This is a genomic window from Candidatus Solirubrobacter pratensis (genome assembly GCF_000425945.1).
Taxonomy (GTDB): Bacteria; Actinomycetota; Thermoleophilia; order Solirubrobacterales; family Solirubrobacteraceae; genus Solirubrobacter; species Solirubrobacter pratensis.
In genome coordinates, this window is sequence record NZ_AUEK01000006.1 from 203235 (window position 1) to 218107 (window position 14873).

The window sequence follows — 14873 nt, forward strand, 5'->3', positions numbered from 1 at the left end:
AACTTACCGGTACGGCAGGCGTTCCCACCTTCGGGCGCGCCGGAGCGAACCGGGAGCCGGTGCACTGCGTATGTCAGCGCGAGGACCGGACCTGGCGTCCGCCTCCCGACCCCCTTAGGTGGGCGCTTGCCTTCCTCCTGCGCGGCCCGGCCACGGCCGGCCGGGCCGCGCAGGAGGTTTCCATCGGCCATCATTGCTGGCAACGTGCCGTTGCCTCGCATCTACGTCACCGGGCACAGGAACCCGGACACCGACTCGATCGCCTCCGCGATCGGGTACGCCGAGCTGATGCGGCGGGTCGACCCGCGCCACGAGTACCTCCCTGTCCGCCTCGGCGACGTCAACACCCAGACGCGCTGGGTGCTCGGCCGCGCCGGCGTCCCCGAGCCCGAGTTCCTCCCGCACGTGATGCTGCGCGTGCAGGACGTGATGCGGTCGGACTTCCCGCTCGCCGAGCACACCGAGCCGGTGCGCGTCGTCGGGCGCGTGATGGCGCGCGAGGACCTCGACCTCGTGCCGATCGTGCAGGACGGCGTGCTCGCCGGCGTCATGACCGAGCGGGCGCTGGCGCGCCGCTACATCCGCGAGTCGCGCGAGGCGTCGCAGCTGGACGCGCCGACGAAGGTGAGCGCGATCGTGAGCGTGCTGGAGGGCACGCAGGTCGCCGGCGCCGACGGCGAGGTGTCCGGCCAGGTGTGGGTGATGGCGATGGACATCCGCGCGCTCCCGAGCGAGATCGGCCCGGGCGACGTCGCCGTCGTGGGCAACCGGCCCGACGCCCAGCGGGCGGCGCTGGACCTCGGCGTCGGCCTGCTCGTCGTCACCAACGACGCGCAGCCTGACGATGACGCGCTCGCGCTCGCCAAGGAGCGCGGCATCCCCGTCGTGGTCTCCCCGCTGGACAGCTACGTGACCGGCCGCATGATCACGCTGTCGGCGCCGTGCCGCGCGCTGATGGACCCCGAGCCGCTGACCGTGCGCCCGGACGAGCTGCTGTCCGACGTCGCGGACGAGGTCAAGGACATCCACTATCGCGCCGCCGTCGCGGTCGACGGCCGCCGCCGCCCGGTCGGCCTCGTCACCCGCACCGACCTCGTCAACCCCTCCCCGCGGCGCGTGCTGCTCGTCGACCACGCCGAGGCGGCGCAGAGCGTGACCGGCGTCGAGCAGGCCGAGATCGTCGAGATCCTCGACCACCACCACATCGGCTCGATCGAGACCAAGGTCCCGGTCCGCGCGACGTTCGACCCGGTCGGCAGCACCGCGACGCTGGTGATCGAGCGCTTCCGCCAGAACGGCTTCGAGCCGAGCCGGTCGACCGCGATCCTGCTGCTCGGCGCGGTCCTCTCGGACACCGTGATCCTCAACTCGCCGACCGTGACCGAGCGCGACAACGCGGCGGTCGAGTACCTCGAGCGCGTGCTCGCGCTCGACGCGCAGGAGTTCGGCCGCGAGATGTTCACCGAGACGTCGGACCTCTCGAGCGTGCCGGCGGAGCAGATCGTGGCACGCGACGCGAAGGTCTACGAGGCGGGCGGGCAGACGCTCGCGATCGCGCAGGTCGAGACGGTCGGCCAGCGGCTCGACGAGCGCCGCGACGAGCTGCTCGGCGCGATGCGCGAGGCGCGCGACCGCCGCGGCCACGCGCTCTACGCGCTGATGGTCACCGACATCCTCGCCAAGGACACCGAGCTCTTCGTCGACGGCGACACCGGCCCGCTCGAGCACGCGTTCGGCAAGGAGATCAAGGACGGGGTGATCGAGCTGCCCGGCGTGATGTCGCGCAAGAAGCAGGTCGCGCCGAAGGTCCTCGCCGCCTTCTGAGCGATTCCGGGTAAGCCTTGGGGCATGGCTCCTTTCAGACGTAAGAAGAGCAAGCGCCGGCAGGCCACCGACCTGCTCGTCAACTACTTGAAGCTGCAGGCCGCCGGCAAGGCGGCCAAGGGCGCGACGAAGGCCGCCAAGGGCACCGCCGTCTACCAGGTGTCCAAGCGCACGCCGATCGCCAAGCGCCTGCCGCTGCTCATCGGGGCCGGCGTCGCGGCGCTGGTCGCCACCAAGGTCATGCGCGGCCGCGGCGGCGACCCGGCCACCGCCTGACCGCCTCCGGCACCCGGTCGCAGATAGATTCGGCCGGGTGCCGAACCTGATCCCGGCCCCCGCGTCGCTGCAACGGCTCGAGGGCGATCCGCACCACGGCGAGCCGCCGCACGGCGAGCTCACCGGCTCCGGGGCGCCGGAGTCCTACGCGCTCGAGGTCACGAGCGACCGCGTCACGCTCACCGCGCCCGACGAGGCGGGCCTGTTCTACGGCCGCCGCACGCTCGAGCAGCTGCGGGGGCCCGACGGCTCGATGCCGCCCGTGCGGATCGAGGACGCGCCGCGGTTCGCGCACCGCGGCGTCATGCTCGACGTCGCGCGCCACTTCTTCGGCGTCGCGGACGTCAAGCGCTTCATCGATCTCGCGGCGGGCTACAAGCTCAACGTCCTGCACCTCCACCTGACCGACGACCAGGGGTGGCGGCTGGAAAGCCCGAAGTGGCCGAGGCTGACCTCCACCGGCGCCACGACCCAGATCGGCGGCGGGCCCGGCGGCTTTTACACGCGCCAGGACTACGCGGAGATCGTCCGCTACGCGGGCGAGCGCTTCATGACCGTGATCCCCGAGCTCGACGTCCCGGGCCACACGAACGCGGCCCTGCTCGCGTACCCCGAGCTCGGCCCCGACGGCGTCGCGCCGCCGCCCGAGACGGGCATCCACAGCCCCGGCCGCTCGCTCAACGTCGGCGACCCCGCGGTCCTGCGCTTCCTCGACGACGTCGTCGGCGAGCTGGCGCAGATCACCCCGGGCCCGTACATCCACCTCGGCGCCGACGAGGTCGAGGGCATGACCGACGACGACTACCGCGCGTTCATCCATGCCGCCGCGGAGATCGTCTCCCGCCACGGCAAGCGGATGATCGGCTGGGAGGAGATGGCCGCCGTCGAGCTCCCGCCGGGCGTGATCGTCCAGTTCTGGACCGATCCGAAGCTGCGCGACGCCGCGGTCCGGCAGGGCGCGCCGCTGATCATGTCGCCGGCGCCGCACACCTACCTGGACCAGAAGTACGACGCGTCGACCGAGCTCGGGCTGTCGTGGGCCGGCAACGTCGACGTGCGCGACGCCTACGAGTGGGAGCCCGGCGACGACGCGCTCGGCGTCGAGGCCGCGCTCTGGACCGAGACCGTCGAGGACTTCGGCGCAATCGCGTACATGACGCTGCCGCGCCTGCCCGCGGTCGCGGAGGTCGCCTGGTCGGCGCGCCGCGACTGGGAGGACTTCAAGCTACGGCTGGCGGCCCACGGACCGCAGTGGGAGGCGCTGGGCCTGAACTTCCACCGCTCTCCGCAGGTGCCGTGGACCGCCAGTTAGCCGTTCCGGAGCGCCCGCATGCGCCGGAACTCCGCGATGTCCGGCGCATCGCCGAACTGCTCGCGCACGGTCAGCCGGCGAGCGGCCACGGGCGCCTCGGCGCCGGGCTCGACTCGCAACGCCCGCGCGCGGGGGCGTGAGCTGACGACGTCCTGGAGCGCGTCGCCGCGGAACAGCAGGCCGACGCCGTCGTCGGCCGCATAGCCGGGCGGCACGGCGCCGGAGCGGACCGCGTGGCGGAAGACCGGCAGCCGGGCGGGCTCCCCGTCGCAGTGCACCGACAGCGAGCCGGGCAACAGGCCGAGCCCCGGAGCAGGCGCCGGAGACCCGAGCGACGTCGAGATGCCCCACTCGAACCAGCACATCGCCCCGGCCGACAGCCCCGCCAGGACGACGCCGGACTGCCAGCACTCGCGCAGGATCGCGTCGAGCCCCAGCGCGCGCCAGACCGCGAGCAGCCCGAGCATCGAGCCGCCGCCGACGTACACGACGTCCTGCGCCAGCAGCGTCTCGCGCAGCGGCAGCGGATGGCTCCCGAGCCGGAACAGCGCGATGTGCATCGGCTCGCACGCGCGCGCGCCGAAGGTCGCGTGGAACTGCCGGATCTGCGCCTCGCCGTCGCCCGACGCGGTCGGGAGCAGGCAGATCTTGGGGACCGGCGAGCGCGCGAGCCCCAGGATGTAGTCGTCGAGCGCGGGGTTCTGCGGCTCCATGCAGAACCCGCCCCCGCCCATGGCGAAGATCGTCGGCTCAGGCGACAAGGGCGATCTTCGGGCGCTCACCGAGGTACGCGGCCTCCAGGGGGAGCTCGACGACCTGGCCGCCCCCCGCCTCGACGCGGTACGCGCGCCCGTTCGGACGCGACAGGACGACACGATGCAGATCCGTGCCCACGAAGTGCAGCGCGGCACCGTCGGACGCGGCGTAGCCCGCCGGCAGGCTTCCGTCCAGCAGCGCGGCGTGATACGCCGGGCGCCGGTCGGACTCCTCCTCGTAGTGCACCGCGTTGGACTGTGGCAGGAACCCGAGGCCCTCGTACGGCCTCGGATCATGGTGATAGGCCGTGAGGCCGCCGGCGAACCAGCACAGCGAGCCGGCCGACACGCCGCACATGATCACGCCGGCGCGCCACGCGGCGCGGAGGTCCTCGTCGATCCCGTGCGCCCGCCAGACCCCGAGCAGCGAGAGGATCGAGCCGCCGCCGACGTAGACGAGATCCTGGGCCAGCAGATGCTCTCGCACCTGGCCGGGCCCGCAGTCGCGGCGGAACAGCGAGATGTGCGACGGCTCGCAGATCCCGCTGTGGAAGTGGCGGTAGAAGCGCACCACGTAGTGGTCGGCGTCGCCCGACGCCGACGGGATGAAGCACACGCGGGGACGCTTTCGCTTGCAGAGCGACAGGACGTACTCGTCGAGGAGCGGGTTGTCGGGCTCCATCGAGAAGCCCCCTCCTCCGTACGCGACGATCTGTGGCGGACGTCCGCGTGGCATGCCGGCCACGGTACGGCCGGTCGAGCGGGGTTTGCCAGGACCGTCTGTACAAGCTCCGCGGCCAGCCGGTAGAGCGCTCGACCGTAGGGCGATGATCGGCCCGCAAGTCTGTACAGCGGGGAGGAACCGCGGGGGTGTCGATGCGGCGACGCTGCGGCTATGGCGATCGAACGCATGCTGCCCGGCTGGGCGCGGTGGAAGCGTGGAGAGCCGTGGACGGTCGGCCTCGAGGAGGAGGTCATGCTGCTCGAGCCCGACGGCTCGCCGGCGTGGCGCTCGGAGGACGTGCTGACGCGGCTGGACGACGACCTCGCACGCCATGCGCGGGGTGAGACGCACGGGCTGGCGCTCGAGATCGCGACCGACCCGCACTCGACGGTGAGCGCCGCCGCCTCGCAGCTGCGCCACCTGCGCGCGGGGCTGGCCGAGTCGGTGCGCTCGCTCGGGCTGCAGGCGGCCGTCGCGGGGACGCATCCGCTGGCGCGCTCGGAGGAGGTCGAGGTCTCCCCCGGCGCGCGCTATCAGTACCTGCACTCGACGATGCGCGAGCTCGCGCGGCGCGAGCCGACGTTCGCCTTGCACGTGCACGTCGCCGTGCCCGACCCCGAGCTGGCCGTACGCGCGTTCGACGGCATGCGCCACCACATCCCGGTCCTGCTGGCGCTGGCGGCCAACTCGCCCTACACGCGCGGGAACGACTCCGGGCTCGCGAGCGCCCGCACGCCCGTCTTCCAGGCCTTCCCGCGCACGGGACTGCCACGCGCGTTCGGCAACTACGACGCCTACGTCGAGGCGATCGACGTGCTGCTGCGCTGCGGCGCGATCCCGGAGCCGACCTTCATCTGGTGGGACCTGCGGCTGCAGCCGCGCTACGGGACGATCGAGATCCGCGTGATGGATGCGCAGACGCGGATCCGCGACACCGCGGCGCTCGCCGCGCTGGTCCAGTGCCTCGTGCGCCTGGAGGCGCTCGACGGCTTCGCCGAGCCGGAGGACACGCCCGAGGCGATGGCCGAGAACCGCTTCCTCGCCGCGCGCGACGGCATCGACGCGCAGCTGCTCGACGTCTGCCGCGGGCGCAAGGTGCCCGCCGCGGGGCGCCTCGCCACCCTCGTGGACGCCTGCTGGCCGCACGCCCGCGCGCTGCACTGCGAGCGCGAGCTGCAGCTGCTGGCCCATCTGGCCGGCGACCCCGGCGCCGTGCGCCAGCGCGCGATCGCGGGTGAGCCTGCCGGCCTGCAGGGTCTGCTCCACGCCCTGCAGGCCGACTTCTCACCGCCGCGGCCGCGCTTGGCGGCCGCCGCGTAGGCCGGTCCCTCAACCGCCCTCAGGAAAGGCTTCGGCCGGGGCTGTCCAGACCCCAGCCGAATGCCACTAGCGAACCGGACCCCATGGGAGGAGAAGCCTGGTGATCCGGTGCGCAGCTCCCTTCTCCTGCGGTGCAGTCTGGGCGATCATGAGACAATCTGAAATCGACCGCCGGTAGGAAGTGATTCGACCGTCAGTTGAGACGGTCCGCCAGGCGCGAGTGGCGGCGGGAGGTGTCGGGCGTCGCGGCGGCGCGCGCGACGATCGCCCGCTGCCCGACGATCAGCGTCGCGGTGCGCGCGCGGGTCATCGCGGTGTAGAGCATCTCGCGGCGCAGGAAGCGCGGGCCGGCCGCCGGATGGGCGACGACGATCGCGACCGGCAGCTCGATGCCCTGGCCCTTGTGGATCGAGCAGGCGTAGGCGAGCTGGAGCCGCGGAGCCTCGTCCTCGGGCAGCTCCACGAGCATCCCGTCGGCCTCGACCGACAGCTTGCCCGCGTCGGCGTCGTAGGACAGCAGGCGCAGGATCGTGCCGTTCATCAGCCCGAGCTCGTGCAGGTTGCGGCCGGAGAGCATCAGCTTGTCGCCGATCCGCAGCCGGCCGAGCACCGGCTTGCCGTGCGGGTTGAGGGCGTCCCGCAGCCGCGCGTTGAGCGCGTCGATGCCGAGCGCGCCCTTGTAGACCGGGGCGAAGACCTGGATGTCCGACAGCGGATCGGCGGCGTAGTGCTTCGGGAGGCGCTCGGAGACGAGCGAGACGATCTCGTCGAGCACCGCGCGCGGGTCCTCGCGCTCGATCATGAACAGGTCGCGCCGGACCTCCCCGCCGGCCTCGAACGACGGCGGCTCGCCCTGGCGGACGGCGTGGGCGCCGCGCACGATCATGCTTCCCGCCGCCTGGCGGAAGATGTGCGTGAGGCGGGCGACGGGCAGCGCGCCCGACGCGACCAGCTCGGCGAAGGGCTTGCCGGCGCCGACCGGCGCGAGCTGGTCCGCGTCGCCGACGAGCACGACGTGCATCTCGGGGCCCACCGCCCGCAGCAGCGTCACGAGCAGCTCGAGGTTGGCCATCGAGGTCTCGTCCACGACGAGCAGGTCGTCGGTCAGCTCGTCCTTGGTCGGGCCGAGGCCCGGGACCCAGCCGAGCGCGGCGTGGACGGTCGAGGCGTTGAAGCCGGTCGCCTCCGCCATCCGCCGCGCGGCGCGCCCCGTCGGCGCGACGAGCGTGACGCCGGCCTTCTGCGCCTTGGCCGCGGCGCAGATCAGCCGGATCGTCATCGTCTTACCGGTGCCGGGGCCGCCGGTGACGATCGACAGCCGCGAGCCGAACGCGGCCTGCACGGCGGCGGCCTGCTCGGGCGCGGGGACGAGGTCGCCCTCCGGCAGCGCGGGCTTCGCCAGGCGCGGCTCGGCGCGGGCCAGGTCGCGCACGAGCGCGGCCAGCTCGGCCTCGAGCTCGGCAGTCTGCGGGCGGTAGGCCCAGCGCTCCTGCTCGATCACCAGCTCGCCGGCCTCCGCCATCTCGCCGATCAGCGCGTCGTCCACCCGCGTGCCGAGCAGCCGGGCCGACTGCGCGAGCAGCTCGCCGAGCGGGAGGCAGGTGGAGCCGTCGCGCTCGGCCTCGGCGAGCACGTGGATCACCCCCGCGCGCGACCGCGCGGGCGACTCGATCCGGCCGGCGATCGTGTCCGCCGTGTGGAAGCCGACGCCGAACACGCTCGTGAGGTCGTACGGGCGGCGGCGCACCACGTCGTGCGCGCGGTCGCCGTAGTGGTTGGCGATGCGCGGGACGAGCCACGTCAGCCCATGTGGCGCGAGCATGAGATGCAGGGCGCGCGTCGAGCGCAGCGCGTTCCAGGACTTGATCGCCTCGTTGGTGCGCTTCGGGTTCAGCCCGGCGCCGCGGAACGCCGTCTGCGGGTCGCGGTCGATCGCCTCCAGCACGCCGTCGCCGTAGCGGGCCAGCAGCAGCTCGGCGCGGCCGGTCCCGATGTGCTTGACGCGCTTGAGGTACGCGGTGAGCGCCTTGTCGCCCGACGGCGCGACCGGCTCCGCGGTGGTGACCTTGATCTGCAGCCCGAAGCGCTTGTCGTCGTGCCAGACGCCCTTGATGCGGACGTGCTCGCGCTCCTCGAGGTGCGCGAGCACGCCGACCAGGACGACCTCGTCGCCGTCGCGGTCGGCATCGATCACCGCAAAGCCGGTCTGCTCGTTCGCGAACCGGCGCTTGCGGATCGCCACCTCGCCCTCGAACGGGGCGCCCGGAAGTCCCTCGATCTCGGTCAGGCAGGCGAGATTAGTCGCCGCTCAGGCGGCGAAGCAGCCGCCGCCGGGCGGGCGGGTCCTCGGGGGGCGGCGCCCCGCCCGACAGCCGCGTCGCCGCCTGCACGAGGTCGGCCTCGAGGATCTCGAAGAACGAGCGCTCGGGCCGGGCCGGGCCACGGACGACGCCCTTGGAGCGGTGCAGGGCGCCCACTGCGACCTCCTGCTCGAGCACACCCTTGACGACGGCGTCACGGTGCGCGGGCGGGACGCCGTCGACCAGCGCGATGGCCAGGCCGCCCGGGCGGCCGATGTCGGCCAGGGCCACGACGCCGTCGAGGTCGCCGTCGGTCAGCTCGCGCGGCGGCATGCCGAGCCGCCGGCGCGCGGCGTCCTGCACGCGCCCGCGACGGCCGCTCTCCAGCAGCGCCCGGTGCGCGATGCCGAATAGCCAGCCGCGCGCCGGCGGCTCGGCCCCGCCGGCTTCCTCCAGCGCCGCGGCGAAGACCTCGGCGGCCAGGTCGGCCGTCGCCTCGCGGCCCCGCGTGCGGTGCAGGAGCAGGGCGAGCGTCGCCCCGAGGTGCCGGCGGTAGAAGACCGCGAACGCGTCCGGCCGGCCGGGGGTCGCGGCCAGGAGCTGTTCGTCGGTCGCGTTGCCGCGCGTCGTCCTCACGAGTCCTTACTTGTCCACGGAGCGGATTTCTGTGACCGCGGATGTCACAAGTTGCGGTGTACCGGACAAGTTAAGGGGGATGGACCATCGCCTCAGCGTCCGCGCAGCCGCGCAGGAGCGCGCCGCCCGCCGGCGCCTCATCTACATGCTGCTGCGCAACGGCGACATCGGCTCGCTGACCGGCGGCCAGGCGCAACTGCGCGACCACGGGCCGGCGATCGCTCCCCGCGACGGCGGCGCCCCGCACGCGCTCGGCCCTGACGGCCCGGTCGGCGAGCGCGCGGCCTAGGAGCCTGTTGAACTTTGATCCGTCGATGCGAGGTGGTGCGCCCGTGGATGCCGGGCGTGCCGCATCGCGCGGCGGGGAAAGATCAACAGGCTCCTAGGCGCCGGGCACCCAGGCGCGGTATAGGAGGGGGATGCGCAAGCTCCAGAGCCAGGGCGTCCACCACATCACGATCGTCGGAGCCGACCGCCGGACCTCGATCGACTTCTGGGAGGGCGTGCTCGGGATGCCGTTCGTGTTCGAGCAGCCCAACCTCGACAACGCGTCCGAGAGCCATCTCTACTTCGATCCGGGCGACGGGCGCCTGATCACGGTCTTCACCGACGAGGAGCGCGCCGGCGACCCCTCGCGCACGCCGACCGATCCCGGCTGCGTGCACCACCTCGCGTTCGCGCTCTCGCGGGCGACGTTCCTGCAGGCGGTCGGGCGGCTCGACGAGCGCGGGATCCACCACAGCGGCGTCAAGGATCGCGGCTTCATGGACTCGGTCTACTTCGAGGACCCGCTCGGGCTGCTGATCGAGCTGGCCTCCTACCGCTTCGAGCCGCCGGCGGGCTTCACGCACGCCGAGGTGCTGCTCGCGGCGCACAAGCTCCGCGTCGAGCGCGGCGACTACAACATCGGCCCGGTCCACGTCGCCGACGCGATCGAGGACCTGGTCGCGCGCTCCCGCGGCTCCCTGTCCGAGGACCGCTCGCCGGCCGACCCCTACGCCAAGCGCGCAGCCCGCTAGGCCAGGACCAACGGCCCCGCGGGCCAGCCATCCCCCTCGCCCGGCCCCGTAGGTTGCTTAGCGAGAAGCCACGTCCCGGCTGAGCAGGGAGAGACACGACCATGAGCGCGCCCTACAGACGAGTCGCGGCGCTGGCCGCGGCAGTGAGCACGCTGGCCATCCTGGCGCCCGGCGCCGGAGTGGCGAGCGCCCAGGACGGCGGCGGAACCGCAGCCATCGCGCTGCTGGGGTGGCAGGGCACGCCGTCCATCTTCATGGACGGCGCCGTGATCGGCCAGATGGCGGCCGTGATCGGCCCCGTCGTCATCACGACGGCGCCGGCGACGTTCCTGAACTCCAACGACCAGATCGCGGCGGGCGTCACCTCGATCGGCGTCCAGGTCTCCGGCGTGGCGGCGGGCAACAGGTGAGCTCCAGGCTAGGCTGCGGCCGGTCATGAGCGCCACCATCCCTTCCGCGTTGCTCCCGCTGCTCGAGCGCCCGCTGTTCGGCGCGCTCGGCACGATCCGCCCTGACGAGACCGTCCAGGTCAACCCGATGTGGTTCGAGTACGACGGCGAGCACGTCCGCTTCACGCACACGAACAAGCGCGGGAAGTTCCGCAACCTCCAGCGCAACCCGTCGATGAGCCTGATGGTCATCGACGACGAGAACCCGCAGAGCTACCTCGAGGTCCGCGGGAGCCTCGTCGAGGTGATCGAGGACCCTGAGGGCGAGTTCTACGTCCGCCTCGGCCGCCGCTACGGCACCGCCGACCAGCAGCCGCCGCCCGACAAGGCGGATCGCGTCGTGCTCGTCATGAGCGTCGAGAAGGTCAACGGGCGCTGACTCAGCAGCGCCTCGGCGACGTCGCCCCCGGCGGCAGGCACAGCGTCTGCACCGCCGGGAGGCGATGGCGCCGGATCGTGAAGCGCACGACCTTGCCGATCATGTCGGCGCGCGTCACGCGCAACTCGAGCACGGCGCCTGGCCGCAGGTGGCGGCGCCCGAGCGCGCGGTGGGCGTTGGCGCGGGCGGACGCGACCCTGACCGTGCGCCGGCGCGCGGGGCAGCCGCCTCCGCGGCAGCGCAGCTCGACCGCGGCGCCGGCCGGGACGTTGCGGACCGCGAGCGAGACGTTGCGCGTCCAGCGCGTGGTCGCCGACCAGTTCCAGCTCACCGTCGAGGTGACCGGCGCCGGCGGCGGAGGCGGCGGGGCGGGCAGCGGCTGAGGCGGCGGCGGGCACGGGTTGGCCATCCGGCTCGCCTCGCCGAGCTCGATCTTGTTGCCCTCCGACGGGTCGATCCGCCCGACCTGGACCTCGACGAAGGAGATGTTGCAGGGCGCTCCGCCCGGCAGCGCGAGCGTGAACGTCTGCTGCTCGGCGACGCCGCAGACCCGGTAGGACTTGTGCGTCGTCGGCGGCAGGTTGGACGTCACCCACGCCATGGCGCACCAGCCATCCTCGCTGCGATCCGAGACCGTCACGTTCACGTTCGCGCCGCCCGCGCCCGGGAACGACACGTCTCCCTGCGCCTCGGCGTCCAGCTGCCCGCCGTGCGAGTGCTGGAGCGAGAAGGTCTGCGCGTGCGCAGCCGGTGCGAAGACCAGCAGCGCAGCGATGGCGATCGCCGCTCGAGTGCCTCCCATGGCCCCGAGCCTACGAGGCGCGAGCTTGGCGTTTCCTTGGCTTGTACGCGTGCGAACCGCTAGATGGCGCGGATCAGGGCGCGCCCCGCGGCGATCTCCTCGTCGTTGACCAGGTGGTCCTGGCCCGGGAAGACCTGGACGGTCACGCGCGCGCCGTGGCGCTCCAGCAGCGCGGCGGTCTCGCGGACGCGCTCGACCGGGACCCAGCCGTCGGGATCGCTCGTGCCGAGGTAGGCCGGCGTCCCGCCGAAGCCGGCGCCCACGACCGGCGCGGTCCCCGGCGGCCCGACGAAGCCGCCGGTGTAGAGCAGCAGGCCCCCGTAGCGGCGCGGGTGGCGGACCGCGTACTCGGCGGCCAGGCACGCGCCCTGGGAGAAGCCTCCGAGGACGAGCCGCGCCGGGTCGGCCACCTCGCGCACGAGCGCGTCGACGGTCTCGAGCCCGCGCGTGAGCCACGGCTCGTTCTCCTCCACCGGCGCCAGGAACGACTGCGGCCACCACGAGTTGCCCTCGGCGGCGGGCGCGACGAACGCGACGTCGTCGAGCGCCATCCGCTCGGCCAGCCCGAGCACGTCGGAAGTGTCGCGGCCGCGCCCGTGCAGGAGCACGACCGTGACGGCGGTGTCGGCCGGTCCGCGGCGCTCGATCACGCCGCCAACCCTATGCGGAACGCGCGTCGGCCGCGAGCGCCGCGAGGACCTGCGCGCTGTAGTGGTCCGACGCCTGGGCGAACGCGACGCGCTCCTGCGCGTGCGCCCCGAAGCGCCGCTTCTCGAACCCCGCGCCCATCCCGAGCAGCACGCGCCGCGCCCCGAGCTCGCGCGCCCGCAGCAGCGCGACCCGCAGCGCCTGCCGGTAGGTGTGGTGCGAGCGCACGTACGCGTAGTCGAGCCCGACGATCATCGGCGCGTAGTGGCGCCCGCCGGCGAAGTGCGCGCCGAACGCGACGACGGTGCCGTCGAGCCGCAGCAGGACGAGCTCCCAGCCCGTCGTGTCCAGCATGGCGCGGAAGGCGCCGCGTGGGAGCGGGAACGTGTTGACGTCCAGCCCGCGCTCGGCGACCGCGCGATAGAGCGCGTGGAGGCGATCGAAGTCGAGGTCGTCGCGCGGCTCGCGCACCACCTCCACGTCGAGCGCGCCGTCCCACGGCAGGACGTCCTTGCGCTGGTGCGCGCGCGACTTCACCGACAGGCGCGCGAGCCACGCCTCGTCGTCGGCGTCGACGGGCTCGAGCACATACGACGCGGGCATCGAGAGCTTCGCGTACCCGCGCTCGCGCAGCGCCTCGGCGAGGGAGCGGTCGGCCGCGTGCAGGTCGCGCAGGACGATCGTGCCCGCGCCGGCGGCGGCCGCGTGCTCGGACACCGCCGCGAGCAGCAGGTCGAGCGCGCCCTTCCAGTCCGCGTTGCCGTCCAGATAGAGATGATCGCCCTCGGTCAGCAGGGCGCCCATGCCGAACGTCAGCGACGTCAGGTAGTACGGGTCGGCCGCGCGCCGCTCCTCGACCAGCCGCGAGACCTCGGCGGAGGAGAGCATGTCGTCCTTCCACAGGGCGGCGGTGAAGAAGGTGGCCAGCACCGGCTTGCCCCGGCGGTCGCGGACGACGTAGTAGTGGAACGCCCACTCGTCCTCCGGGCGCCCGTCCGCCTCGCCGGCGAACACCCGCTCGAGGAGCCGCAGCCCGTCGACCGTGAACGTCCCGCGATCGCCGAGCAGCGCGTCCCACTCGTAGCCGTTGAGCGCGTCGACCGACCGGTGGTGCTCGAGCACGAGCGCCGGCGCCGTGCGGGCGACCGTCGCCGCCTTGCGCCGCGCCGCTTCGCCCGCGCGCTCCAGCGCCTCCGGCACGCGCCCTGCCAGCGCGCCGACCAGCGCCCGGATGTCCTCGGGCCGGTGGTGCAGCGTGAGCGTCATGCGCACGCCGGCGTGCTTCATCGGCACCGCCGGGAACGCGCCGTAGTTCGTGTAGAAGCCGTCCTCCAGCAGCCCTTCGACGACGTCGAGCACGACGCGCGGCAGCCCGAGCGGGACGTAGCGGATCGGCGTCGCGTCACGCGTCGCCAGCGGCAGGCAGAACTCCTCGGCCAGCTCGTCGAACAGCGCGATGCGCTCGCGCAGCGCCGCCTGGCGCAGCGGCAGCTCGTCGCTCAGGTGGATCGCCGCCGACGCCAGTGCCGCGCCGAGCATCGGCGGCTGGATCGGGCCCGAGAAGATCATCGGTCCGCCGATCGTGCGCACGCGCCGCCGCAGCTCGGGGTCCGGGAAGATCAGCGCACCGCCCGCGGCGGCGAATGACTTGTTCAGCGACGCCGCGACGATCAGCCGCTGGTGCATCCCAAGCGCCTCCAGCGCGGGGCCGCGCCCGTGCGTCCCCGCCCAGCCGACGCCGTGCGAGTCGTCGATGTAGAGGTGCAGCTGTTCATGGGCGTCCAGCAGCGCGCGCAGCTCCGCGAACGGCGCCAGGTCGGCGAACATGCTGTAGACGCCGTCGGCGAGGAACCAGATCCGCCGGTGGCGCGGCGCGAGGCGCTCGACCATGCGCGCGAGCCGGTCCATCCGGTTGTGGCGGATCATCTCGACCGCCGTGCCCTGCAGCCGCAGCTGGTCGGCGGCGACCTGCACGCTCGCATGGACCTGCTGGTCGAGGATCACGGCGTCGCCCGGGCCGATCAGCACCGGCAGCGCCGCGAGGTGGCCGAGCGACGTCGTCGGCATCGCCAGCGCGTGCCCGCCGAACAGCTCGTCGAGCCGCGCCTCGAGCTCGCGATACGGAGGCGCGCTCACGTACGCGCGCGAGGAGGAGAACTGCGTGCCGTAGCGCCCGACCGCCTCGCAGACCGCGTCGCGCAGCCGCGGGTCGAGCTCGAGGCCGAGGTAGCTGCACGAGCCGAAGTTGATCCGGTCGCGTCCCTGCAGCGAGATGACCCGCCCGTCGAGCGGCCCGTCGTCGGCGGTCTGCATCGCCAGGCCGCGTGCCGCGGCTTCACTCACAACTTCGTCCAGCAGCGCCAGGCGCTCTTCGATCGTCCGCATCTCTGTGTGGCGTCGGCACCCGGCCTTCGCGCCTTGAGATCGGT

At 73.3% G+C, this 14873-nt stretch carries 15 protein-coding genes; 8 read left to right on the forward strand and 7 right to left on the reverse strand.

Annotated features, from left to right (window positions below):
* Positions 1 to 204: 204 nt before the first annotated feature.
* From H958_RS0104735 to H958_RS35040, 3 genes are read left to right on the forward strand one after another with little or no spacing between them, the layout of a single operon-like run.
* Positions 205 to 1824: a putative manganese-dependent inorganic diphosphatase gene (locus tag H958_RS0104735; RefSeq protein ID WP_196807211.1), complete on the forward strand. Its 1620-nt coding sequence runs from the start codon at positions 205 to 207 to the stop codon at positions 1822 to 1824.
* A gap of 24 nt (positions 1825 to 1848) precedes the next feature.
* Positions 1849 to 2100 (forward strand): hypothetical protein, encoded by a 252-nt coding sequence (locus H958_RS0104740; protein WP_028057815.1) that lies wholly within the window; start codon positions 1849 to 1851, stop codon positions 2098 to 2100.
* A gap of 37 nt (positions 2101 to 2137) precedes the next feature.
* Positions 2138 to 3412, forward strand: a complete 1275-nt coding sequence (locus H958_RS35040; protein ID WP_051323833.1) for a beta-N-acetylhexosaminidase — start codon at positions 2138 to 2140, stop codon at positions 3410 to 3412.
* On the opposite strand, the gene H958_RS35045 is transcribed toward H958_RS35040, so the two are convergent.
* Together H958_RS35045 and H958_RS0104755 are read right to left on the reverse strand one after the other, a co-directional pair.
* Complete coding sequence (locus tag H958_RS35045; protein WP_081685669.1) at positions 3409 to 4146, reverse strand: Type 1 glutamine amidotransferase-like domain-containing protein; 738 nt, start codon at positions 4144 to 4146, stop codon at positions 3409 to 3411. The two genes, H958_RS35040 and H958_RS35045, sit on opposite strands and share 4 nt — an antisense overlap.
* Before the next feature lie 16 nt (positions 4147 to 4162).
* The gene (locus tag H958_RS0104755; RefSeq protein ID WP_037409458.1) at positions 4163 to 4903 is read right to left on the reverse strand and encodes a Type 1 glutamine amidotransferase-like domain-containing protein; all 741 of its coding nucleotides are present in this window, start codon (positions 4901 to 4903) and stop codon (positions 4163 to 4165) included.
* A 159-nt stretch (positions 4904 to 5062) separates the two neighbouring features.
* Here H958_RS0104755 and H958_RS35050 point away from each other — a divergent pair, with 159 nt between their 5' ends.
* Positions 5063 to 6211: a carboxylate-amine ligase gene (locus H958_RS35050; protein ID WP_051323834.1), complete on the forward strand. Its 1149-nt coding sequence runs from the start codon at positions 5063 to 5065 to the stop codon at positions 6209 to 6211.
* Positions 6212 to 6404: 193 nt separating this feature from the next.
* Here the strand turns inward: H958_RS35050 and recD2 are convergent, their stop codons facing one another.
* A complete protein-coding gene (gene recD2, locus H958_RS0104765; RefSeq protein ID WP_028057817.1) occupies positions 6405 to 8453 on the reverse strand; it encodes an SF1B family DNA helicase RecD2 in 2049 nt (682 codons plus the stop codon).
* A 55-nt stretch (positions 8454 to 8508) separates the two neighbouring features.
* Positions 8509 to 9147, reverse strand: coding sequence for an RNA polymerase sigma factor (locus tag H958_RS42760; RefSeq protein WP_028057818.1), 639 nt, complete (start codon positions 9145 to 9147; stop codon positions 8509 to 8511).
* Positions 9148 to 9226: 79 nt separating this feature from the next.
* On the opposite strand from H958_RS42760, the gene H958_RS0104775 reads away from it, so the two are divergent.
* The 4 genes from H958_RS0104775 (at position 9227) to H958_RS0104790 (ending at position 10994) form a co-directional block, all read left to right on the forward strand.
* Complete coding sequence (locus H958_RS0104775) at positions 9227 to 9436, forward strand: hypothetical protein (RefSeq protein WP_028057819.1); 210 nt, start codon at positions 9227 to 9229, stop codon at positions 9434 to 9436.
* A 130-nt stretch (positions 9437 to 9566) separates the two neighbouring features.
* Entirely contained in the window at positions 9567 to 10166 is a 600-nt protein-coding gene (locus H958_RS0104780) for a VOC family protein (RefSeq protein WP_028057820.1), read from the forward strand.
* A 101-nt stretch (positions 10167 to 10267) separates the two neighbouring features.
* The gene (locus H958_RS0104785) at positions 10268 to 10576 is read left to right on the forward strand and encodes a hypothetical protein (protein WP_156027688.1); all 309 of its coding nucleotides are present in this window, start codon (positions 10268 to 10270) and stop codon (positions 10574 to 10576) included.
* A 25-nt stretch (positions 10577 to 10601) separates the two neighbouring features.
* Positions 10602 to 10994, forward strand: a complete 393-nt coding sequence (locus H958_RS0104790; RefSeq protein ID WP_028057822.1) for a PPOX class F420-dependent oxidoreductase — start codon at positions 10602 to 10604, stop codon at positions 10992 to 10994.
* Between the two features lies 1 nt (position 10995).
* On the opposite strand, the gene H958_RS0104795 is transcribed toward H958_RS0104790, so the two are convergent.
* From H958_RS0104795 to H958_RS44805, 3 genes are read right to left on the reverse strand one after another with little or no spacing between them, the layout of a single operon-like run.
* On the reverse strand, positions 10996 to 11796 hold the full coding sequence (locus tag H958_RS0104795) for a hypothetical protein (RefSeq protein ID WP_028057823.1): 801 nt from the start codon (positions 11794 to 11796) through the stop codon (positions 10996 to 10998).
* 59 nt (positions 11797 to 11855) lie between these two features.
* Entirely contained in the window at positions 11856 to 12446 is a 591-nt protein-coding gene (locus tag H958_RS35060; protein WP_037409277.1) for an alpha/beta hydrolase, read from the reverse strand.
* A 10-nt stretch (positions 12447 to 12456) separates the two neighbouring features.
* Positions 12457 to 14829 carry a bifunctional aminotransferase class I/II-fold pyridoxal phosphate-dependent enzyme/GNAT family N-acetyltransferase gene (locus H958_RS44805; protein ID WP_081685608.1) on the reverse strand — a complete coding sequence of 791 codons (2373 nt, stop codon included), beginning with the start codon at positions 14827 to 14829 and terminating at the stop codon, positions 12457 to 12459.
* Positions 14830 to 14873 lie beyond the last annotated feature (44 nt).